The organism is Luteococcus sp. H91, from assembly GCF_038433135.1.
Taxonomy (GTDB): domain Bacteria; phylum Actinomycetota; class Actinomycetes; order Propionibacteriales; family Propionibacteriaceae; genus Luteococcus.
In genome coordinates this window covers 85,172-105,686 of record NZ_JBCDMV010000013.1, presented here as the reverse complement: position 1 = coordinate 105,686, position 20,515 = coordinate 85,172, and the positions used below count along the sequence as shown (strand labels likewise).

The following is a 20,515-nucleotide window of genomic DNA, read 5'->3' as shown; positions in this document are numbered from 1 at the left end:
TAGGGAAAGCCGGCGCCATTGTGGACGACGGGCAGCCCGCGTCCGCTCAGAGCGTCATGGCCGGTGCCTCAGTCCACCGGAACGGCTCGCTCCTCGTCGGTCAGCAGGCGTGAGCGGGTGAGGAAGCGGACACCCTCCGGGCTCTCCAGACTGAAACCGGCGCCGCGGCCCTTCACCGCGTCGATGGTGAGGTGGGTGTGCTGCCAGGCCCGGAACTGCGCCCGAGAGATCCACACTTCGATGCCATCCTCCAGGCCGGGGACCGCCAGCCTGCCCAGCAGGACGTCGCTGTCCCCAGTGAGGAAGTCGCCCTGTGGGTAACACATCGGCGCGGAGCCGTCACAGCACCCGCCCGACTGGTGGAACATGACCGGACCATGTTTTTCCACCAGTCGGGCGAGCACTTCTGCGGCCGCCCGGGTGAGCCCCACCCGGGACGTTGTGGGTTGTGGCAGCTCCTGCCACCACGCCTGCGAGGTGGCCGAACACGAGTCCCCGGGGGACGTGGCCTGATCGGCTGACGGGGCCTCGACGGGCTCGGCCATCGTCATTGCCTCCGGGGTCTCGTGGGTCATCGTCGCTCGCTCAGAAGAAGCCCAGCTTGTCCGGGCTGTAGCTGACCAGGAGGTTCTTGGTCTGTTGATAGTGGTCGAGCATCATCTTGTGGTTCTCCCGGCCGATGCCCGACTGCTTGTAGCCACCGAAGGCCGCGTGCGCGGGGTAGTGGTGGTAGCAGTTGGTCCACACCCGGCCGGCCTGGATGGCGCGCCCGATGTGGTAGGCCTTGTGCATGTGCCGGGTCCACAGGCCGGCGCCCAGGCCGTAGATGGTGTCGTTGGCAATCTGCATCGCCTCGGCCTCGTCCTCGAAGCTGGTCAGCGCGACGACCGGGCCAAAGATCTCCTCCTGGAAGATCCGCATCGAGTTGTTTCCCTCGAAGATGGTCGGCTGCACGTAGAAGCCGCCGGCCAGGTCTCCACCAAGATCAGCCTTGTCGCCACCGGTGAGGATCTTGGCGCCCTCGTCGCGGCCGATCTTGAGGTAGCTCATGATCTTCTCGAACTGGTCATTGCTGGCCTGGGCACCCATCATCGTGTCGGTGTCCAGCGGATTGCCCTGGGTGATCGCCTCGACGCGCTTGATCCCGTCGGCGACGAAGGACTCGTACATGCTCTTCTGCACCAGCGCGCGGCTGGGGCAGGTGCACACCTCGCCCTGGTTGAGAGCGAACATGGCGAAACCCTCGAGCGCCTTGTCGTAGAAGGCGTCCTGCTCCTCCGCGACGTCGGAGAAGAAGATGTTGGGGCTCTTGCCGCCCAGCTCCAGCGTCACCGGGATGATGTTCTGGCTGGCGTACTGCATGATCAGCCGGCCGGTGGTGGTCTCGCCGGTGAAGACGATCTTGGCGATCCGCGGATTGCTGGCCAGCGGCTTGCCGGCCTCGACGCCGAAACCGTTGACGATGTTCACCACGCCCGGGGGCAGCAGGTCACCGATGATCTCGAAGAGCTTCAAGATGCTCCACGGGGTCTGCTCGGCGGGCTTGAGCACGACGGCATTGCCGGCGGCCAGGGCCGGGGCGAGCTTCCAGACGGCCATCAGGATCGGGAAGTTCCACGGGATGATCTGGCCGACGACGCCCAGCGGCTCGTGGAAGTGGTAGGCGACGGTCTGGTCGTCGATCTGGCTGATCGAGCCCTCCTGGGCCCGCAGGCAGCCGGCGAAGTAGCGGAAGTGGTCGACGGCCAACGGAATGTCCGCATTCAGCGTCTCGCGCACGGCCTTGCCGTTGTCCCAGGTCTCGACGACGGCGATGTCCTCGAGGTGTTGCTCCATCCGGTCGGCGATCTTGAGCAGGATGTTGGCGCGCTCGGTGGTCGACGTCCTGCCCCAGGCGGGGGCGGCGGCGTGGGCAGCGTCGAGCGCCTTCTCGATGTCCTCGGCGGTGCCCCGGGCCACCCGGGTGAAGACCTGGCCGGTGACCGGCGTGACGTTCTCGAAGTACTCACCCTTGACCGGGTCGACCCATTCATTGTTGATCCAGTGGCCGTACTTCTCGGCCACGGTGATCTTGGACTCGCTGGATCCGGGCTGCGCGTAGACGCTCATCAGACTCCCATCGACGGTGGTGGGTTTGTGATCTTTGTCACACACCATATGGCACGACGCACGCCGGGGGAACCCCCTCCGTCGGATTCGGTCAAGCACTTCGCAGGGGCAAGAGCGAGGGGCACCCCGAAGCTCGGGGTGCCCCTCAAAAAGGGTGAGTCGACTGCCGGTCAGTTGGGCAGGCGCATCAGCATGATCACGTGCTTGTAGTCGGGCAGCGGATCGGAGTCCAGATCCGCCAGCCCGGTGACCAAGCACGGCTTGCCCGGCGCGGTGAAGGCGAAGTGCACGTACGGGGTGTCCAGCGCGTTCAGGGCGTCCTGCAGGTAGTGCGGGTTGAAACCGGCCGCGGTGATCGGGTTCTCTCCGCCGACATGGTTCTCCACCACGGCCTCGATCGCCTCGGAGGCCTGTGCCTGGTCGCCAGTCGCGGCCTCCAGGGCCACCTGGCCGTCGCCGATCATCATCCGCAGGGGAGTGTTGCGCTCGGCCACCAGAGCGACGCGCTTCACGGAGCTGATCAGCTCGGCGGTGTTCACCCGGACCGACAGCGCCGCCTGCACATTCATCAGGTGCCGCACCTTGGGGAACTCGCCGTCCAGCAGACGGGTGGTGATCTGGCGGGTACCGCCGGAGCCCTCACCCTCAAAGCCGATCAGGCCATCGCCGGCCGAGGCATTGGACAGGCTCATGGTGACGTTCTCACCGGCGACCATGCTCTTGGCGGTCTCGCTGAGCACCTTGGCCGGCACCAGCGCGGCGCCGGAGGCCTGCGAGTCGCTTGGGCGCCAGGCGAGCTCCTTGAGCGCCATCCGGTAACGGTCGGTGGCCAGCAGGCTGAGGGTCTCTCCCTCGATCTCCACCCGGACGCCGGTGAAGACGGGCAGCAGCTCGTCGCGGCCAGCGGCGACGACCACCTGGCCGACGGCCTTGGCAAAGTCGTCGCTCTCCACGGTGCCGGTGGCGGCCGGCATCTCCGGCAGGTTCGGGTAGTCGACGACGGGCAGCGTCTGCAGCGTGAACCGGGCAGAGCCACAGACCAGCTCCATCCGGCCCTCGTCGCTGGTGAGCTCGACGGGCTTGTTGGGCAGGCTGCGGGCGATGTCGGCAAGCAGACGGCCGGAGACCAGCGCCTCGCCCGGCTCGAGGACGTCGGCGGCGATGTTGATCTGCGCCGAGGTCTCATAGTCGAAGCTGGACATGGTGACGCCCTCGGCGGTGGTCCTGACCAGCAGACCCGCCAGGATCGGGACGCTCGGGCGACTCGGCAGGCTGCGGGCTGCCCAGGCAACGGCCTCGGCCATCACATCGCGTTCCAGGCGAATCTTCACGGCGTCCCCTTCGGTTCTGGTTCAGGTGCCCGCAAACACCGTGTGGCTGGCCCCTTTGGCGCCAACGCAACGGGTGCACTGCGGCGCTGGCATCATATCCAAGCCCGGCCTGCGGCGCATCGCTGCCTACTCCCGCTGAGAGCAACCCTCCAGCCCAACCTGAGGGTCACCCCAGCGGTCGTCGCGTCGGCTGGCGATCACTCCTGCGCGATGGCGTCGAGCACATTGAGCCGCGCCGCCCGACGCGCAGGCCAGACGGCAGCCAGCACGCCCACCAGTGCGGCGATCGCCAGGAAGAGCAACAGTCGACCCCACGGAATCGCGAGCGAACTCAGTCCACTGTCGGCCAGCACCCGTTGCAGCGCCGCACCGAAGACCACCCCCAGGGTGATGCCGAGTACCGAGCCGAGCAGCGCGATCACCACCGACTCCAGGGTGATCATGCCGCGCAACTGGCCCCGGGTCAGGGCGATGGCACGCAGCAGGCCGATCTCCCGGGTGCGCTCCACCACGGCCAGGCCGAGGGTGTTGACGATCCCCAGGATGGAGATCACCACCGCCAGCCCCAGCAGCCCGTAGATCAGGTTGAGCAGCTGGTTCACATTGCCGGAGCGGTTCTCGATCAGCTCGGCTGAATCCATCACCCGCACGGTGGGCAGGTCCTTGGTGATCTCGTCCATCCGATCGTGCACGGCCTGGGCGTCGGCACCGGGCTTGAGGTCGACGGTGAGCAGCTGGTCCTGGTTCGCCGGGACGAACTGGGCGCCGGTCTGCTGGTTGACCACCAGGTTGCCCATGCCGCCGCCCTCGGCATTGGTGAAGATGCCGACCACCTTGAGCGCCACCGGCTTGCGGTCGCCCCCGACGACGGTGATCACGTCGCCCAGCTTCTTGCCCCACTCCTCGGCCGCATCCTGGTTCAGCAGCGCCTCATTCTTGCCGGTGGCCTGGCGCCCGTCGACGAGTTCCTGGGCCAGCATCCGGTTGAAGCTGGACGGCTCCTGCACCGCAATCCAGGTGCGCTCCCCGTCACGAATCGCCATTCCGCCGCGCAGGATGTTGACCTGTTCGACGCCGTCGATCTTCGTTGTCTGCTCCGCGATGCTGTGCGGGAAGTTGCCGAAGGTGGCCGATTCCACCATCAGGTCTCCGCGCAGTCCCTCGCTGATCTGGGTGCGCAACGAGCTGGAGGCCGAGGAGCCCAGGACGGACAGGGCGCTGACCAGGGCGAGGGAGAGCATCAGGGCCGACGCGGTCGCCGCGGTGCGCCGTGGCTGGCGGGTGGCATTGAGCTCGGCGAGTTTGCCCACTTCGCCGAAGGCCGCCCGGTAGGCCTTGCCCAGCAGCCAGGTGACCGGCCGGCCCATCCACGGGCTGGCGGCCGCGACGCCCAGCAGCACCGCGGCAGCACCGATCCCGACGGTCAGCGCCCGATCATCGTCAAACCACCACAGCCCGGCAATCATGGCCAGTGCGCCCGCCACTGTGAGCACCAGGCCGACGACGATTCGTCGGCCGAGCCCCTTGTCGGTATTGCTCAGGGCCCCGGTCATCGCCGCCACAGGCGGCACCTTGCTGGCGGTGCGGGCGGGCAGCCAGGCAGCCACCAGCGTGACCAGGGTGCCGATCAGGTAGGAGGCCAGGATGGCATTCCAACCGGGCCGGGGAACCTTGCCACCGAAGTCCATCCCCATCTGGCCGAAGAGCTGGACGATGCCGATCGCCAGCAGCCAGCCCAGGAAGAGCCCGATGGTGGCGCCGATCAGGCCGATCACCAGCGCCTCGAAGAGCACGGTGTTGCGCACCTGGCCACGGCTGGCTCCCATCGCCCGGAAGAGCGCCAGTTCCCGGCTGCGCTGAGCCACCAGGATGGAGAAGGTGTTCACGATCAGGAAGCTGGCCACCAGCAATGAGATGGCGGCGAAGACCAGCAGGAAGGTGTCGATGAAGCTGAGCCCCTGGTTGATCACCGAGGCCGTCGCATCGGCTGCCTGCTGCCCGTCGACCGCCTCATAGCCCTGCGGCAGCACCTTGCCGACCTCGGTGCTCATCGCGACCGGATCCTCGCCGGGCTGCAGGCTCACCCAGCCGGTCTGGTAGACGTCCTTGCCGCCCAGGAAGAGCTTCTGCGCCTCCTGTGTGGTGTAGAAGGAGTACATCGCGCCTGCGCTGCCGCCACTGCCCCAGGAGGCGGTGCCGACGATGGTCTTGCTGAAGCTGCCGGCCGCCGAGCTGACGAACTTGATCCGGTCGCCGATCTGGTGGCCGGAACGCTCCAAGGTCTTGGGGTCAACCACCACCTCGTCGGCGGTGCGCGGTTCCCGCCCCTCCTTCAGCGTCACGCCGGGGGTATTGCCCAGGGCGGGTGCGGTCAGCCAGTTGGACGCGATCCCGGGGGCACCGCCAACGGCCAGCACCTTCCCGTCGGAGCCGATCGGGAAGACCTCCGTCATGGAGATCACACCCTCGGCCCGCTCAACCCCGGGCACGGTGCGCAGCTTCGCCAGGTCCTTCGGGGTAAGGGTCATGGCGGTGCTGGACATCTGCGATTGGTCCATGGTCTGCGGATCATAGGTGCCCTTGACCACCACGTTCACGTCGGCGACGGTGCCACGCATGATGTCGTCGAAGGTGGATTTCAGCATCCCGGTGAAGATCAGGGTGCCCGCGACGAAGGCCACGCCGAGCATGATCGCCACGGCGCTCATCAGCAGTCTCAGTTTGCGCGCCAGCAGCGACTTGAGGGCCGCCTTGTACATTGCTCAGTCCTCCGACGCGTGCCGCGGGCGGGCCGGCAGGTCGGGTCCGGCAAGCACCGGATCCTGGGTGCTGATGCCCCGGGCGGGACGTTCCGGTGCCGACGGGCTGGCGGGAGAGCTGGGGGAGTTGGCGGAGCGCCGGCTGGCGGCCTCGTCCGCGGCTTGGTCCTCGTCCAGGAAACGCGGATCCAGGAGGGCCATCTGTGCCAGCACCGATTCCCGCGTCGGATTCGGCACGTCGCCGACGATCCGTCCGTCGGCCAGGAAGAGCGCCCGATCCGCATAACTGGCCGAGACCGGGTCATGAGTGACCATCACGATGGTCTGCCCGAAGTCGTCGACGCTCTGCCGCAGGAAGTTCAGCACCTCGGCCGCGCTGCGTGAATCCAGGTTGCCGGTGGGCTCGTCGGCGAAGATGATCTCCGGCTTGCCCACCAGGGCGCGAGCGCAGGCGACCCGCTGCTGCTGGCCGCCGGAGAGTTCCGACGGCTTGTGGCCGAGCCGGTTGGCCAGCCCGACGGTGTCGATGATTCGCCGGTACCACTCCTGGTCGGGCTCTCGGCCGGCGATCCTCATCGGCAGCAGGATGTTCTCCTCGGCGGTCAGCGTCGGGACCAGGTTGAAGGCCTGGAAGATGAAGCCGACCCGATCCCGGCGGAGTTGGGTGAGCTCCTTGTCCTTGAGCTTGCCGATGGCGGTCTCACCCACCATCACCTCACCGGATGTCGGCACGTCCAGCCCGGCGGCGCAATGCATCAGCGTCGACTTGCCGGAGCCGGAGGGGCCCATCACGGCGGTGAACTCACCGCGACGAAAGTCGACGTTCACCCCATCAAGGGCGATCACCTGGGCATCGCCCTGGCCATAGTGCTTGGTCAGGCCCCGGGCACTTGCGGCGATCGCCGGCGACGCGAGGTGGGTTGGCTGGGAAGGGGTGCTGGTCATGGTGTGCTGCTCCTGTCGTCCGCCACCACCCTATTGAGGGGGTCCGACAGTTTTTGCTCCACTCCGGGACAGATCCGGGTTGCCTCCGGGACTGCTTGCCAAGGGTTCACCCCCGGTTCTCCGGGAGTTGTGCACATTCTGGGGAGCGCTGACTTTGAAGAGCTTGGAGAGATCTATAACTTCATCATCGTCATCACTTCTGTGGAAGCTGTGGAAAACCGGTCCTTGCCCTTGTCATCCCCCTGACTCTTGTCCTTCGAGGCTGTGCATGACGTGGGGGTGGGACCGGTGGGGATGTGGATCGTCCTCACCGCCGCCCGACGCCATCCACCACCCGTTCACACCAGTCGGGGTGTTGTCCACAGTTGTCCACAGGCAAACTGTGGATTGTGCACAAGCCCTTCCCCGCGGATCGTGCCACTGCACACCGCGATTGAACCGGGGCTTGTCGAGCGTCGATACTGGACGAACACACGTCGTCGCCGACGAACAGGAGAGTTGGACAGGTGAGCGGAACGGATCAGCACGAGCCCAGCCCCAAGGGGGATCGGCGCCGCGCGCAGATCATCGAGACGGCCATCCAGCTCTTCGGGGAGGTGGGTTACCGAGGAACCTCGCTGCGCGACATCGCCGCCAAGGTGGGCATCACCCACCCCGGACTGCTGTACCACTTCCACTCCAAGGAGGACCTGCTGTTGGAGGTGCTGGCCCGACGCGACGAGGACGACGGCGCCCGCTTCCACACCCGTGATGAGGGCACCACGCCCTTGCAGCAGCTGCGGGCCGTGGTGAACATCGTCCGACACAACTCGTCGCGGCACGGGATCGTCGAGCTGTTCAGTACTCTTTCCGCCGAGGCCACCGATCCAGCGCACCCGGCGCACACCTATTTCACCTTGCGCTACGAGATGTTGGCCGACAGCAATACCCGGATGTTCCAGTCCCTGGCCGACGAGGGCCTGTTGCGCCCCGAGGTACGCCCCGTCAGCGCGGCCCGCAGCCTGGTGGCCTTGATGGACGGGCTGCAGGTGCAGTGGCTCTACGACGAGCGGGGGGTGGACATGGTGGTCGATGTGCAGGCCTTCCTGGACGCCATCCTGGTCAAGCCGCTCGCCGAGCTGGAGGCCGAGGCCGACTGGGTCTGAATCCATCGACGGCCGAGCCTGTCGAGGCCCCTCGACAAGCCAGGGGATCGTGGTTTCGTTGGCGGGGCCGTAACGAGTCGGTGTGCTACTGACCCTGTTGCTTGATCCGGTTGGTCAGCTCGGTCACCTGGTTGAAGACGCTGCGGCGCTCCCGGAGCAGCTCGCGAATCTTGCGGTCCGCGTGCATCACCGTCGTGTGATCCTTGCCGCCGAACAGCTGCCCGATCTTGGGCAGGCTCATGTCGGTCAGTTCCCGGCAGAGGTACATCGCGATCTGCCGTGCGGTCACCAGCACGTGGGTGCGCGAGGCTCCTGTCAGCTCCTCCAGGGTGATGCCGAAGTAGGCGGCGGTCTCGTTCATGATCAGCTGCGGCGTCACCTCGGCCTCGGTGCCCTCCGGGATGAGGTCCTTCAGCACGATCTGCGCCAGATCCAGGTCAACCTCCTGGCGCTGCAGGCTCGCGAAGGCGGTGACCCGGATCAGTGCACCCTCCAGCTCACGGATGTTGGTCTGGATCTTCGATGCGATGAATTCCAGCACCTCGGGACCGGCGGTGAGGTTCTGCGTCGCGGCCATCCGCTTCAGGATGGCGATGCGCGTCTCCAGGTCCGGCGGCTGGATGTCGGTGATCAGGCCCCATTCGAAGCGACTGCGCAGCCGGGGTTCCAGCGCCTCCAGCAGCTTCGGCGGCCGGTCGGAGGTCATCACGATCTGCTTCTGGGCATTGTGCAACGTGTTGAAGGTGTGGAAGAACTCCTCCTGCGTCTGGATTTTCGACTCCAGGAACTGGATGTCATCGATCAGCAGGACGTCGACGTCGCGATAGGTGCGCCGGAACTGCGCCGTCCGGTTGTCACTGATCGCATTGATGAAGTCATTGGTCAGCTCCTCGGTGCTGACGTACTTCACCCGGACGCGGTCGTAGTAGTTGTGCACGTAGTGGCCGATGGCGTGCAGCAGGTGGGTCTTGCCCAGCCCGGATTCGCCATAGATCATCAGCGGGTTGTAGCTCTTGCCGGGGGCTTCGGCGACGGCTGCCGCGGCGGCGTGCGCGAAGCGGTTGGAGGAGCCGATCACGAAGGTCTCGAAGGTGTACTTCGGGTTCAGCCGGTCCAGGTCCGCCGAGGGGCTGCTGGCGAGGGGTGCCGCGCCGGGGCGGGGGCGTTCCGCGTCGGGCTTGGGGATGAACTGCGCCGGCTCCGGATCCAGCTCCTCGGGATCCTCGTCGCGTTCGGGCACCTCGAGGCTGAGCTCCAGGTCGGGCTCGACGGTGACCGCCAGCCGGATCTGCCGGTGGAAGAAGTCGGAGAGTGCCTCTTCGATCTGCACCCGCATCCGGGTCTCGATCCGTTCCCGGGTGAACTCATTGGGCACCGCGATCATCACGGTGGATTCGTGCATGGTCAGCGGCCGGGTATTGCGCAGCCAGGCCTTGTTGGGGCCCTGGGCGCTGGCGAGGATGTGCTTCCAGGCCTTCGTCAGCTGGGCGGCAGGGTCGACGGGAGCCCTGTGCTCTGACGAATCGCTCACTGTGACACCCATCACTCCACCGGCGATCGGGCAGTCATCCTCGTGGCGGGTGCGAGGTGCCCGTGCTTTCCCTTGCTGGGAATGCTGTGCTGACAAGTATCCACATAGTTTTCCACAGGTTGTGGGCGGGGGTTCCCCGCGAACACGGCCGGCCCACGCGGGCCTGTGGATAACTCTTTGGTTCAGACCGTAGACGATACTTGCGGGCCGACGCGGTGAGCAAGCCGGGGCCCGGCAAATGTTTGGGATCTCACGGCGTGTCGACTGGACTACATCGATGTAATTTGCCGGCAGTCCTTGCCGAAGGGGAGCTCGGTTTGCCCCGAGAGTGGCAAAACCCGTATCGTTGACCAGTCGCCGGCCGTCGGCGATGCACTTCCCCGTGCCGGAATGGACCTCGCAAGGTCGACGTCGGTTCCGGGTTCCGCCATCGAAGACAAAAGGGAGTAATCCCCGTGAGCAAGCGTACTTTCCAGCCGAGCAACCGTCGCCGTAGCCGTACCCACGGCTTCCGCGCCCGCATGAGCACCCGCGCCGGTCGCGCCATCCTGGCGGCTCGCCGCCGCAAGGGTCGCGCCGAGCTGTCTGCCTGACGAGTCGGGTGCTCCCCGCCCAGGCCCGGATGCGTCATGCATCCGACTTCCGCGCCACCATGCGCGGAGGGGCCCGGGCGGCGAGACCCACCCTCGTCGTGCACGCAACAACGACCAACAGCCCCCCGTCTCGGGTGGGCTTTGTTGTGTCCAAAGCCGTAGGCAATGCCGTCACCCGTAATCGGGTGAAGCGTCGCCTACGGCATCTTGTGCTTCCCCTGCTGGCGGACTCCCCCGGCGTTTTCGTCGTCGTGCGAGCACTGCCGGCCGCCGCCACCAGCCCGGATCGCCTGGCCGAGGATCTTGCCCAGGCCTGGGCCAAGTGCCTCAACCGGCTGGATGTGACCTCCGGCAAGGGTGCCGGGCGGTCGGCCGCCATTGGTTGTGACGCGTCGAGCGGGGAGAATGGCCAGGACGCCGAACCGAAGGGCACCCCGTGAAGTACCCACTGATCGCCTTCGTGCGGCTCTGGCGTGCCCTGATCTCCCCCCTCTATGGCAATGTCTGCAAGTATCACCCCTCCTGTTCCGCCTACGGACTGCGCGCCCTGCAGAGCAGGGGCGCGGTGATCGGCAGCCTGCTGACCATCTGGCGCATCCTGCGCTGCAATCCATGGTCCCTGGGGGGCTGCGACCCCGTTCCCGGAACTCCCGAGCATGCCGCCTGGCTGGCCGAGCAGGCCGCCGGCGTCGAGTGTGATGACCACCGCTGCCCGGAGCACTCCCCCATGAACTTGTCCGACGCTGCGGCGCCGGATGTTTCCCACTACACCCGAGGTGAAAACTGATGGCTCCACTCCACGAAGTGCTGCTGTTCTTCGGGCTGAAGAGCGCGTTCATGGGCTTTGCCCACGCGATCATGCAGCCCATCTACTGGGCCGTATCCGGCCTGATCGTCCTTGCCCACAAGCTGTGGGCACCGCTCTTCGGCGCCGACTCCGGCCTGACCTGGGTGCTCTCGATCGTCTCGCTGGTGATCGTGATCCGCACGCTGCTGATCCCGCTGTTCGTCAAGCAGATCAACTCGGCGCGGGACATGCAGCTGATCCAGCCCAAGGTGCGGGCCCTGCAGGAGAAGTACGGCAGTGACCGTGAGCGGCTTGGTCAGGAGACCATGAAGCTGTACCGGGAGGAGGGCGTGAACCCCGCCGCCTCCTGCCTGCCGGCCCTGCTGCAGATGCCAATCTTCCTGGCCCTCTTCCGCGTGCTGGACGGTGCCTCGCGCGGCATCCCGCGCGGCACCTTCTTCCGGGAGAATCCGGAGCTGATGAGGTCCCTGCAAGAGGCCACCTTCCTCAAGGCCGGGCTGGCCGGGCGCTTCCTGCCGCTGGACCAGGGCTTTGGCCCCAACCAGATCATGGCCCTGATCCTGATCGTGCTGATGACCGCCGTGCTGTTCATCCAGCAGAAGGAGCTGATGGTGCGCAACATGCCGCCGGAAGCCCTCGTCGGGCCGATGGCGCAGCAGCAGAAGATGATGCTCTACATGTTCCCGATCATGTACGCCTTTGGTGGCGTCTACATCCCGATCGGTGTGCTGGTCTACTGGATGACCACCAACCTGTGGACGCTGGGTCAGCAGTACATCCTCATCCACAACAACCCGACGCCGGGAACCCCCGCCTATGTCGACTGGCAGGAGCGGATGCGCGCCAAGGGTCTTGACCCGGACAAGATCGAGGCCGATCGTCGCGCCAAGCGGCAGCGCAATCGTGCCGCGACCGTGGTGGCTCCGGCCGCCGCAGAGGGTGCCGAGGGGGCCAGGCCGACCGTCGCGCGTCAGGGAGTCACCCGGCAGACCGTGCGCAAGACCGCCGACGGTGGCCAGCAGGTGGTGCAGCGTCAGCAGCCCACCCGGCAGCCCCGCCAGGCGCGCAAGAAGAAGAAGTAGGGCCTGGCCCTCCTCTCCCCTGTTTTCGCGGTGACGCCCTGCGCGTCGCCACCCCTTCCATAGGAGAACACCATGAGCGAAGAGCTCAGCACCCCCGAGGTGCCGATCGAGGTCAGCGACGAAGCCGCCGCTGCCCCCGAACCGGAGGCTGCGCCGGCCCTCCAGACCGCCGAGGACGTCACTGCCGAGGAGTCCGACAAGGACGAGCAGGCGCTGGCTGGCGCGACGGAAGCCGACGATTCGGATGACGATTCCGACGATGATTCCGATGATGACGACGAGGAGTCGGAGGATCCGCTGGACGCCGAGGGCGACATTGCCGCCGACTACCTGGAGGAATTGCTCGACATCGCCGATCTGGATGGCGACATCGACACCTACAGCGAAGGTGGCCGGGCGCATGTCAGCATCGTCACCGACACCGAGATCCTGGTCGGCAAGAACGGCGAGGTCCTCGACGCGCTGCAGGAGCTGTCCCGGCTGGCCGTGATGACCGAGACCGGTCACCGCAGCCGACTGATGCTGGACATCGCCGGGCATCGCGATCGTCGTCGCAAGGAACTGCAGGTGCTCGCGCACGATGCGATCGCCGAGGTCAAGACCTCCGGAGAGGCCGTGCGACTGGCCCCGATGAATCCCTTCGAGCGCAAGATCGTGCACGACGCGGTGGCCGAGGCGGGTCTGGTCAGCGAGTCCGAGGGCGTCGAGCCCAAGCGTCGCGTGGTGGTCCTGCCCGCCGAGTGACCTCAGCTGAACCGCACGGTGCCCGGACGCGTTGGCGTACGGGCACCGCTGCATTCCGGGTCCTGCGCACGGCTGAGGTCCTGGCCCGCGACGGACTGGCGCGGTTACAGGACCTTGAGGGTGAGGCTGTGCTCAATGACCTGGCCGTCCGCCGTCATGAGGGCCCGCCGGCGTACGGGGGTGGAGTCGACGCCCGCCTGCTCGGCCGCCAGGGACAGGGCCAGACCCGTCGGATGGGGAAGTGAGCCGCCCGGCAAGCGGGCCGCGACGATCTGTCGACGTCTTCACGGTGCCGTCTCCCGTCACTGGATGGTCAAGCACGATTCTCCTCGTCGGGTGGATCCCCACGAGGGTTCCAGGATCAACCCTCCTTGATCTTGGAATCGTGACAGGCTGTGGTCATGGAGTACCGCGCGGCCCGACCCGACGAGATGCCTGTGATCCGGACCGTCCTGGCCAGGGCGCTGGCCGATGACCCCCTGGTCCAGTGGAATTTCCCCGTGGTGGACAAGGCCCAGGAGCGGTTGAGCCTCGTCGCCCTGTATTTCTTGCTGGCGGTGGAGCGCTTCGTCCTGCAGGGGCGGTCCTTCGTCGCGGTGGGCGACGGGCGTGTGGTGGGCGCGGCGCTGTGGATGCCACCGGGCATGCAGCGAGTGCCCTCGCTCCCCCGGCCACTGGACCTGATGACCTTGCTCCTGGGGGAGGATGCGCTGTTGGCCAATGGTGAGCTCTTCGAGCGTGCGCGGGACGGTGCCCCCGAGTGTGAGGGGTTCTACCTCGCCCAGCTGGGGGTGCTGCCGGAACACAGGGCGGCGGGAGTTGGCTCCGAACTGATGCGGTACTGCATGGCGGAACTACCCGGCCCGCTGTGGGCCGAGTCGGCCAACCCGCGAAATGTCGGTTTCTACCAGCGGCTCGGTTTCGCGGTGGTGCATCGGGCCCCACTGTTCGACTCGACGCTGACACGCCTGTCACTCCGCAAATGAACCAATATATAAATATGTCGATAAAGCCATCTGGAGTCGATTGCTGGGTGGGGCGTCGCGTGCTGTGGCAAGTTCTTGGCGGGTTGGACGCGGCTGAATCTCTTGTTTCACGTGGAACGTACGTAGAGCGAGACCACTACGCTTGGAATCCCGACCTGCAAGGAGAGACTCGTGGAGCCCAATGAACAAGCAAGAGCAGTCTACGGCGACGCCTATGAAACCATTCGTCGGTACGTCGACATCCTGTCGACCAAGGGCATCGACTGGGGTCTGATGGGCCCACGGGAGAAGGACCGCCTGTGGGAGCGACACATTCTCAATTCTGCCGCCCTGGCAGATCTGATTCCCCAGGGAAGCACCGTGGTGGACGTGGGCAGCGGCGCCGGCCTGCCCGGCATCCCCCTGGCCATCCTCCGGCCGGATCTGCAGATGACCCTGCTGGAGCCACTCCTGCGCCGCTTCAACTTCCTGGGCGAGACGGTCGCTGACCTTGCTCTCGACGATCGGGTCGTGGTGCACCGCGGCCGAGCTGAAGACTGTGACGAGACCTTTGACGTGGTGACCTGTCGCGCCGTGGCCAATGTGCAGAAGTTGCTCGGTTGGTGCACTCCCCTGTTCTACCCTCACGGACGCCTGGTGGCCCTGAAGGGCGATTTGGTGGATCAGGAGGTCGCGGAGGCCTCGCGGCGCCTGGAAGCGAGCAAGTTGGACGCCCAGGTCTTTCAGGTCCGGGCGCACCCGGAGGCGGAGGTTACCAAGGCACTGGTGATCACCCCCCTGCGTTGAGCCCTGTTTCACGTGAAACACTGATCAATGCCCGAAACAACCCATTGGCGTGTGCGAGGCGGAGATGCCCTTTCGGGCAATGCGGTGTCCTTCTAGTAGACTCATCCGCGTAACTGACGGCTGGAATCACAGGCTTGTGTTTTGCGTGATGTTTCACGTGGAACGGTCACGGTGTTCCTCGAGATGAAGGGCGAGAACCACTAGTGTCCAGCAACACCTCCACGCAGCGCCCCGCCGGAACTCCGCGCATCATCCCCCGCGACGAGAAGCGCGACTTCCCCAAACCACCCAAAGCCCGCGTGATGGTGGTGGTGAACCAGAAGGGCGGGGTCGGCAAGACGACCACGACGGTGAACCTGGCGGCCTCGCTGGCAAATGGCGGTCTCAAGGTGCTCGTCCTCGACCTCGATCCGCAGGGCAACGCCTCGACCGCGCTGGGAATCCCGCACGGGCCCGGCACTCCCGGCACCTACGAGGTGCTGATGGATGGGGTTCCCCTGGCGGACGTCGTCGTGGACTCGCCCGAGGCCCCCGGGCTGCAGGCGGTACCAGCGACGGTTGATCTTGCTGGGGCGGAGCTTCAGCTGGTGCAACTCGTGGGTCGGGAACAGCGGCTGGCTCGAGCCATCCGTGGTTACCTCAAGGACCACACGGTTGACTACATCCTGTTCGACTGCCCACCGTCGCTGGGTCTGCTGACCTTGAACGCCTTGGTTGCCGCCGGGGAGATCATCATCCCGATCCAGACCGAGTACTACGCCCTGGAGGGTGTCTCGCAGCTGATGAACACGATCGGTGTGGTCCAGCGGGAGTTGAATCCAGACCTCGAGCTCTCCACGGTGCTGCTGACCATGTTCGATGCCCGGACCAAGCTTTCCGCCCAGGTGGCGCGCGAGGTACGCCGCTACTTCGAGAAGCAGACCCTGAACGCCCAGATTCCACGTAGTGTCAGGATTGCCGAGGCACCCAGCTACGGCCAGACACTGCTCCAGTTCGACCCGACCTCCGCCGGCGCCAAGGCCTACTGGCGTGCCGCGCAGGAGATCGCCAACCGTGGAAAGGCCCGTTGATGCCCGCGAAACACCAGTCCGGTCTGGGCCGTGGCCTGGGAGAACTCTTCCAGCGCACCGACGTGGATGAGGAGCGCCGCCCGGCGGGCCAGCTCAGCGACGTCGATCACACCAGCGATCCCTCGGCGCCCCTGGAGGACGGATCATACTTCCAGCTCATTCCGGTCGACCAGATTCGCCCCAACCCGAAGCAGCCGCGCACCGTTTTCGACGAGGAGGCCCTGCTGGAGCTGGTGGAGTCGATCAAGGAAGTCGGCGTCCTGCAGCCGATCGTCGTCCGCAAGGTGGACCAAGATCAATATGAGTTGATCATGGGTGAGCGTCGGTGGCGCGCCACCATCGAGGCGGGGCTGGAGAAGGTGCCCGCCATCGTACGAGGCACCGAGGACGGCGACCTCTTGCGCGACGCACTGCTGGAGAACCTGCATCGGGCACAGCTCAATCCGCTGGAAGAGGCCGCCGCCTACCAGCAGATGTTGAGTGACTTCGGCTGCACCCAGGAGGAACTGGCCAGCAAGATCAAGAGGTCTCGACCGCAGATCTCCAACACCATCCGGCTACTGCGGCTCCCGGCGCCGGTGCAGCGTCGGGTGGCGGCAGGTGTGCTCTCGGCCGGACACGCTCGCGCGTTGCTGATGGTGGAGGATCCGGTGGCGCAGGAGAAGCTGGCCCAACGGATCGTGGCTGAGGGCCTCTCCGTCCGGGCCGTGGAGGAGATCGTCGCCCTGGGTGATGCGGACAGCGCCCCCAGCCGTCGCAAGCGCTCCCCGAAGGAGCCCTCGCCGCGCGCGATGGAACTGTCCAATACCTTGTCAGACCACTTTGACACCCGGGTGAAGGTGGACATCGGCCGCAAGCACGGCAAGATCACCATCGAATTCGCCAGCGAGGATGACCTGGAGCGGATCTTGAACATCGTCAACGGTCAATGACACCGAGTGACTAGATAGATTTGGGGCTTTGTCGACAATTCGACAAAGCCCCAAATAGTTGTTCAATGACTGCGGTAGGCCACGGGATCAGATCGCGTGTGAGAGTCGAGCTTCCCAGCTGGCGAGCTTGGCCTGCACGTCCTTGCGGGCAGAGTGCTCGGCGACGAAGGAGAGGAAGGGCACCGTGCCGGCCAGGGCGATCAGCAGGAGTCGCTTCCAGGACCAGCGGGCCCGACGACCAAGATCATAGGCGGTGATCAACAGACCCATGTAGAGCCACCCGTGCGGCAGGCCGGTCCAGGTCACCACCCGATCGTCATGGCCGAAGTACTTCAGCGGCATTCCCACGCAGACCAGCACCACCAGCAGGATGCCGGTGAGATAGGCAAAGAAGCGGTAACGGCCCAACGCGCCACGCAGCCCGCGCAGGTCAGTCTCGTCCAGGTCGTCAAGGAAGTAGTCGTCGGGAGTCTCAGTCACGGGCCCAAGACTACCCAGCGCACGACGGCAGGGTCACCGCCGTGCCGTGCCTGGTGGCGCTGACGCCCCAGTGAAGCTCACGACAGCGTCACGCGGCGTTACGGCCAACCGACCGGACGCCGGCGGCGGTTGCCACGGCGCCGAAGGCGGCGAAGGCCCACCACTGCAGGGCATAGCCGCGATTGCGGGTCTTGCCGCCCCCCACGTCGGGGATGGCGGGTTCGGCGACGCCCAGGCCCTGCGCGGTGGCCAGCTCGCCCTTCTGGGTCACGAAGCCATCCAGCATCGGCTCCGGCCAGGTCTGGGCCAGTTGCTCCAGCCGGACGCTGGTCAGCGTGCCGCTGGGTGCGTCGCTGGGGGCGGGGACGGTGCCGCGTGACTGGCTGGGCAGGATCACGCCCGTGATGCTCTGTTGACCGGTCGGGGCGGCCGGTGCCCGGCTTCCCTGGGGAACCGTGCCGCGTACCACGGTGAGGGTGTGCCCCTTGCTGGTGCGGAAGGCGCTGACCACCTGCAGCGGGTGGTCCGTGCCCACCAGGACTTGCTTGCCCGGTAGGTAGCTACCGGTGACATTGACCTGGCGGCCATACAGATCGCCCACCTTGCCGGCCACAAGATTGCTCTCAAGATCAACTGCTGGTGCCTGGGCGCGCTGGGCGGCGCTGCCGTCGGCCTGGGACTGGAAGACCTCCATCTGCCAGAGCCCCAGGAAGACCATGAACAGGCACAGTGCGCCCCCCAGGAGCGCGATCACCAGTTGTTTGATCTTGGTGGTCATGCCTTGGCGGCCTCCTGGACCAGGGTGCTGTACAGGATTCCAAGATCAAGACCGGCGGCGCGCATCGCGATCGGTGCCAACGAGGTCTCGGTCATGCCGGGCGCGACATTCGCCTCCAGGAACCAGGGTTCGCCCTTGTCGTCGATGATCATGTCGACCCGGATCACCCCGTCCAGGTGCAGCGCCTCGACCACGCCGCGGGCCAGGGCATCCACGCCGGCCGCCACCGCATCATCGAGCTCCGCGGGAACGATGAAGCGGGTGAAGCCCGCGGTGTAGCGAGCGTCATAATCGTAGATGCCGGACTCGGGGCGAATCTCCACCGCCGGCAGGACCTGGGTCGTGTCGGAACCCACCAGGATCGTGACGGCAACCTCGGTGCCCTCGATGAACTCCTCCACGACGGCCACGGGGCCGTAGGCATAGGCGGCCACCAATGCCTGGCGAAGTTCGTCCATCGAGTTGACCTTGGTGGTGCCCAGCGCGGATCCGCTGCGGGAGGGCTTGACGATCAGCGGGAAGCCCAGCCGCTCACCCAGGGCATCCACCAGCGCGTCGGCGCCCAGCTCCCGGAAGATGTCGTGCGGCAGGGCGACCTGCTCCGGGGCCTTCCAGCCGAAGCGGCTCACGACGGTGCCGGCCACGGACTTGTCGAAGGTCGTGCGGCAGGCAGCGCCATTGCAGCCGACGAAGGGAACGTTCAGCAGTTCCAGCACCTCCCGCAGGGCGCCGTCCTCGCCCAGACCACCGTGGAGCATGGGCACGACGACGGGATTGTCCAGGCTGCGCAGCAGCGGGACCAGCTCCGAGTTCACGTCGGACTCGATCACGCTGTGCCCGGATTCGCGCAGGGCCTGCGCCACGCGACGCCCGGAGCGCAGCGAGACGTCGCGTTCGTGGGACAGCCCACCGGCGAGCACCACCACGGGTGCCTTGGCCTGGGGGGCCTGGGTGGACGGGGTTTCCTCGGACATGTGCGGGGCCTTCCGGTGTTCAGCGGGTTGATCGAGGGCGGTGGGAGACAGGGCTCAGAGGGTTTCGGGGGCGGGGCCGTCGATCCGGCGGTGCACCGGGGAGGTTCCCAGACCGAAGGTCTGGTGCAGGTCCACCTCACGGTTGATCACCTCGGCCAGACGGCGGACGCCCTCACGGATCCGGTCGGGCGGCGGGTAGCAGTAGCTCAGGCGCATGTTGCGGCTGCCCAGGCCGTCGGCATAGAAGGCGGTGCCGGGGGTGTAGGCCACCCGGGCGGTGACGGCCCGCGGCAGCATCGCCTGGGTGTCCAGGCCCTCGGGGAGCGTCACCCAGACGAAGAAGCCCCCCTTGGGCGTGGTCCAGGTGGTCCCTTCGGGCATGTATTCCGCCAGGGCGTCGAGCATGGCATCGCGCCGGGCCCGGTACATGTCCTTGAAGGTGACGATCTGGGCCTTCCAGTCGTGATTGGCCAGGTAGGAGCTGACCGCGTACTGGCTGAAGACCGGCGGGCAGAGCGTCGCTGCCTCCTGGGCCAGCACCAGCTTCTCCCGCACGGCATGCGGGGCCAGGACCCAGCCGACCCGGAAGCCCGGAGCGAAGGTCTTGGAGAAGGAGCCCAGGTAGATCACCTGCTCGTCGTCCAGAGACCGGATGGCCGGAACGGGCTCGGCATCCAGGGTGAGCAGGCCGTACGGGTTGTCCTCGACGATCAGGATGTCCAGCTCGCGGCAGACCTGGAGCAGCTCCCGCCGTCGCTCCAGCGGCTGGGTGATGCCCGACGGATTGTTGAAATTGGGGATGGTGTACAGGAACTTGGGTCGCTTGCCGGCCGCGGTGCAGGCGGTGTGGGCGGCGCGCAGGGCGTCGGGCTGCAAGCCCTCGTCGTCCATCGCGACGTGCACCACCTCGCACTGGTAGCTGCCGAAGGTGCTCAGGGCACCGACATAGCTCGGCGCCTCGGTCAGGATCACGTCGCCGGGGTCGCAGAAGATCCGGGTGACCAGATCGAGCGCCTGCTGGGAACCGCAGGTGATGGAGATGTCATCGGCGTGGGCATGGATCCCCTCCAGCGCCATCACCTCGCAGATCTGCTCGCGCAGGAAGGCCTCCCCCTGGCCGGAGCCGTACTGCATGGCCTGCTGGCCGCGGTTCAGCACCAGATCGGAGAGCGTGTTGGCCACCACATCCAGCGGCAGGTCGGCAATGTTCGGCATGCCGCCAGCCAGCGAGACCACCTCCGGACGATTGGCCACCGCAAACAGGGAACGTACCGCTGAGGCACGCATTCCGTGGGTGCGTTCGGAATAGCTGGAGTGGTAACGGTCCAGCCGGGTATCTCGTCGTTGGGTTTCAGGCAGGCTCACACCCCCACTCTGCCACGCATGGCCGGGTTGGGTTCGCATGCTCACCTCCCGGAGCGCTCGAGCCGACGTATGCCGGCCGGGCAACGGGGTCTGTGCC

Annotated in this window: 20 protein-coding genes; 10 read left to right on the top strand and 10 right to left on the bottom strand. The window is 66.4% G+C overall.

Translation table 11 applies throughout. The annotated features are described in order from the left end of the window. Positions 1 to 68: 68 nt before the first annotated feature. The 5 genes from AAEX57_RS07985 to AAEX57_RS07965 all read right to left on the bottom strand — a co-directional run bounded on the left by AAEX57_RS07985 (position 69) and on the right by AAEX57_RS07965 (position 7,144). Positions 69 to 575, bottom strand: a complete 507-nt coding sequence (locus AAEX57_RS07985) for a DUF779 domain-containing protein (RefSeq protein WP_342091810.1) — start codon at positions 573 to 575, stop codon at positions 69 to 71. 10 nt (positions 576 to 585) lie between these two features. Continuing rightward, positions 586 to 2,109, bottom strand: a complete 1,524-nt coding sequence (exaC, locus tag AAEX57_RS07980; protein ID WP_342091809.1) for an acetaldehyde dehydrogenase ExaC — start codon at positions 2,107 to 2,109, stop codon at positions 586 to 588. 170 nt (positions 2,110 to 2,279) lie between these two features. Continuing rightward, entirely contained in the window at positions 2,280 to 3,440 is a 1,161-nt protein-coding gene (dnaN, locus tag AAEX57_RS07975; protein ID WP_342091808.1) for a DNA polymerase III subunit beta, read from the bottom strand. A gap of 197 nt (positions 3,441 to 3,637) precedes the next feature. Beyond that, complete coding sequence (locus AAEX57_RS07970; protein WP_342091807.1) at positions 3,638 to 6,199, bottom strand: ABC transporter permease; 2,562 nt, start codon at positions 6,197 to 6,199, stop codon at positions 3,638 to 3,640. A 3-nt stretch (positions 6,200 to 6,202) separates the two neighbouring features. Further along, the gene (locus AAEX57_RS07965; protein WP_342091806.1) at positions 6,203 to 7,144 is read right to left on the bottom strand and encodes an ABC transporter ATP-binding protein; all 942 of its coding nucleotides are present in this window, start codon (positions 7,142 to 7,144) and stop codon (positions 6,203 to 6,205) included. A 506-nt stretch (positions 7,145 to 7,650) separates the two neighbouring features. Here AAEX57_RS07965 and AAEX57_RS07960 point away from each other — a divergent pair. Further along, positions 7,651 to 8,289: a TetR/AcrR family transcriptional regulator gene (locus AAEX57_RS07960; RefSeq protein WP_342091805.1), complete on the top strand. Its 639-nt coding sequence runs from the start codon at positions 7,651 to 7,653 to the stop codon at positions 8,287 to 8,289. Positions 8,290 to 8,374: 85 nt separating this feature from the next. Here the strand turns inward: AAEX57_RS07960 and dnaA are convergent, their stop codons facing one another. After that, positions 8,375 to 9,820, bottom strand: a complete 1,446-nt coding sequence (gene dnaA, locus AAEX57_RS07955; protein ID WP_342091804.1) for a chromosomal replication initiator protein DnaA — start codon at positions 9,818 to 9,820, stop codon at positions 8,375 to 8,377. 455 nt (positions 9,821 to 10,275) lie between these two features. Here dnaA and rpmH point away from each other — a divergent pair, with 455 nt between their 5' ends. The 9 genes from rpmH (at position 10,276) to AAEX57_RS07910 (ending at position 16,821) form a co-directional block, all read left to right on the top strand. Further along, positions 10,276 to 10,413 (top strand): 50S ribosomal protein L34, encoded by a 138-nt coding sequence (gene rpmH / locus AAEX57_RS07950; RefSeq protein WP_342091803.1) that lies wholly within the window; start codon positions 10,276 to 10,278, stop codon positions 10,411 to 10,413. Between the two features lie 8 nt (positions 10,414 to 10,421). Beyond that, positions 10,422 to 10,853: a ribonuclease P protein component gene (gene rnpA / locus AAEX57_RS07945; protein ID WP_342091802.1), complete on the top strand. Its 432-nt coding sequence runs from the start codon at positions 10,422 to 10,424 to the stop codon at positions 10,851 to 10,853. Then, positions 10,850 to 11,200, top strand: a complete 351-nt coding sequence (gene yidD / locus AAEX57_RS16235; RefSeq protein ID WP_446721120.1) for a membrane protein insertion efficiency factor YidD — start codon at positions 10,850 to 10,852, stop codon at positions 11,198 to 11,200. The genes rnpA and yidD overlap by 4 nt, the downstream gene beginning before the upstream one ends. Then, positions 11,200 to 12,303 carry a membrane protein insertase YidC gene (gene yidC / locus AAEX57_RS07935; RefSeq protein ID WP_446721119.1) on the top strand — a complete coding sequence of 368 codons (1,104 nt, stop codon included), beginning with the start codon at positions 11,200 to 11,202 and terminating at the stop codon, positions 12,301 to 12,303. Before yidD ends, yidC begins: the two co-directional genes overlap by 1 nt. 213 nt (positions 12,304 to 12,516) lie before the next feature. Then, a complete protein-coding gene (locus AAEX57_RS07930) occupies positions 12,517 to 13,047 on the top strand; it encodes a Jag family protein (protein WP_342091837.1) in 531 nt (176 codons plus the stop codon). A 401-nt stretch (positions 13,048 to 13,448) separates the two neighbouring features. After that, positions 13,449 to 14,033 (top strand): GNAT family N-acetyltransferase, encoded by a 585-nt coding sequence (locus tag AAEX57_RS07925; RefSeq protein ID WP_342091801.1) that lies wholly within the window; start codon positions 13,449 to 13,451, stop codon positions 14,031 to 14,033. A 171-nt stretch (positions 14,034 to 14,204) separates the two neighbouring features. Further along, a complete protein-coding gene (gene rsmG, locus AAEX57_RS07920; protein WP_342091800.1) occupies positions 14,205 to 14,819 on the top strand; it encodes a 16S rRNA (guanine(527)-N(7))-methyltransferase RsmG in 615 nt (204 codons plus the stop codon). A 302-nt stretch (positions 14,820 to 15,121) separates the two neighbouring features. After that, positions 15,122 to 15,889, top strand: coding sequence for a ParA family protein (locus tag AAEX57_RS07915; RefSeq protein WP_342091836.1), 768 nt, complete (start codon positions 15,122 to 15,124; stop codon positions 15,887 to 15,889). Next, positions 15,889 to 16,821: a ParB/RepB/Spo0J family partition protein gene (locus AAEX57_RS07910; protein ID WP_342091799.1), complete on the top strand. Its 933-nt coding sequence runs from the start codon at positions 15,889 to 15,891 to the stop codon at positions 16,819 to 16,821. Before AAEX57_RS07915 ends, AAEX57_RS07910 begins: the two co-directional genes overlap by 1 nt. Before the next feature lie 87 nt (positions 16,822 to 16,908). On the opposite strand, the gene AAEX57_RS07905 is transcribed toward AAEX57_RS07910, so the two are convergent. From AAEX57_RS07905 to AAEX57_RS07890, 4 genes are all read right to left on the bottom strand, one after another. After that, a complete protein-coding gene (locus AAEX57_RS07905) occupies positions 16,909 to 17,301 on the bottom strand; it encodes a DUF3817 domain-containing protein (RefSeq protein WP_446721117.1) in 393 nt (130 codons plus the stop codon). 88 nt (positions 17,302 to 17,389) lie between these two features. Then, the gene (locus tag AAEX57_RS07900; protein WP_342091798.1) at positions 17,390 to 18,079 is read right to left on the bottom strand and encodes an SURF1 family protein; all 690 of its coding nucleotides are present in this window, start codon (positions 18,077 to 18,079) and stop codon (positions 17,390 to 17,392) included. Continuing rightward, the gene (locus AAEX57_RS07895; protein WP_342091797.1) at positions 18,076 to 19,053 is read right to left on the bottom strand and encodes a D-alanine--D-alanine ligase family protein; all 978 of its coding nucleotides are present in this window, start codon (positions 19,051 to 19,053) and stop codon (positions 18,076 to 18,078) included. Before AAEX57_RS07895 ends, AAEX57_RS07900 begins: the two co-directional genes overlap by 4 nt. 54 nt (positions 19,054 to 19,107) lie before the next feature. After that, on the bottom strand, positions 19,108 to 20,457 hold the full coding sequence (locus AAEX57_RS07890; RefSeq protein WP_446721116.1) for an aminotransferase-like domain-containing protein: 1,350 nt from the start codon (positions 20,455 to 20,457) through the stop codon (positions 19,108 to 19,110). Between the last annotated feature and the right edge of the window lie 58 nt (positions 20,458 to 20,515).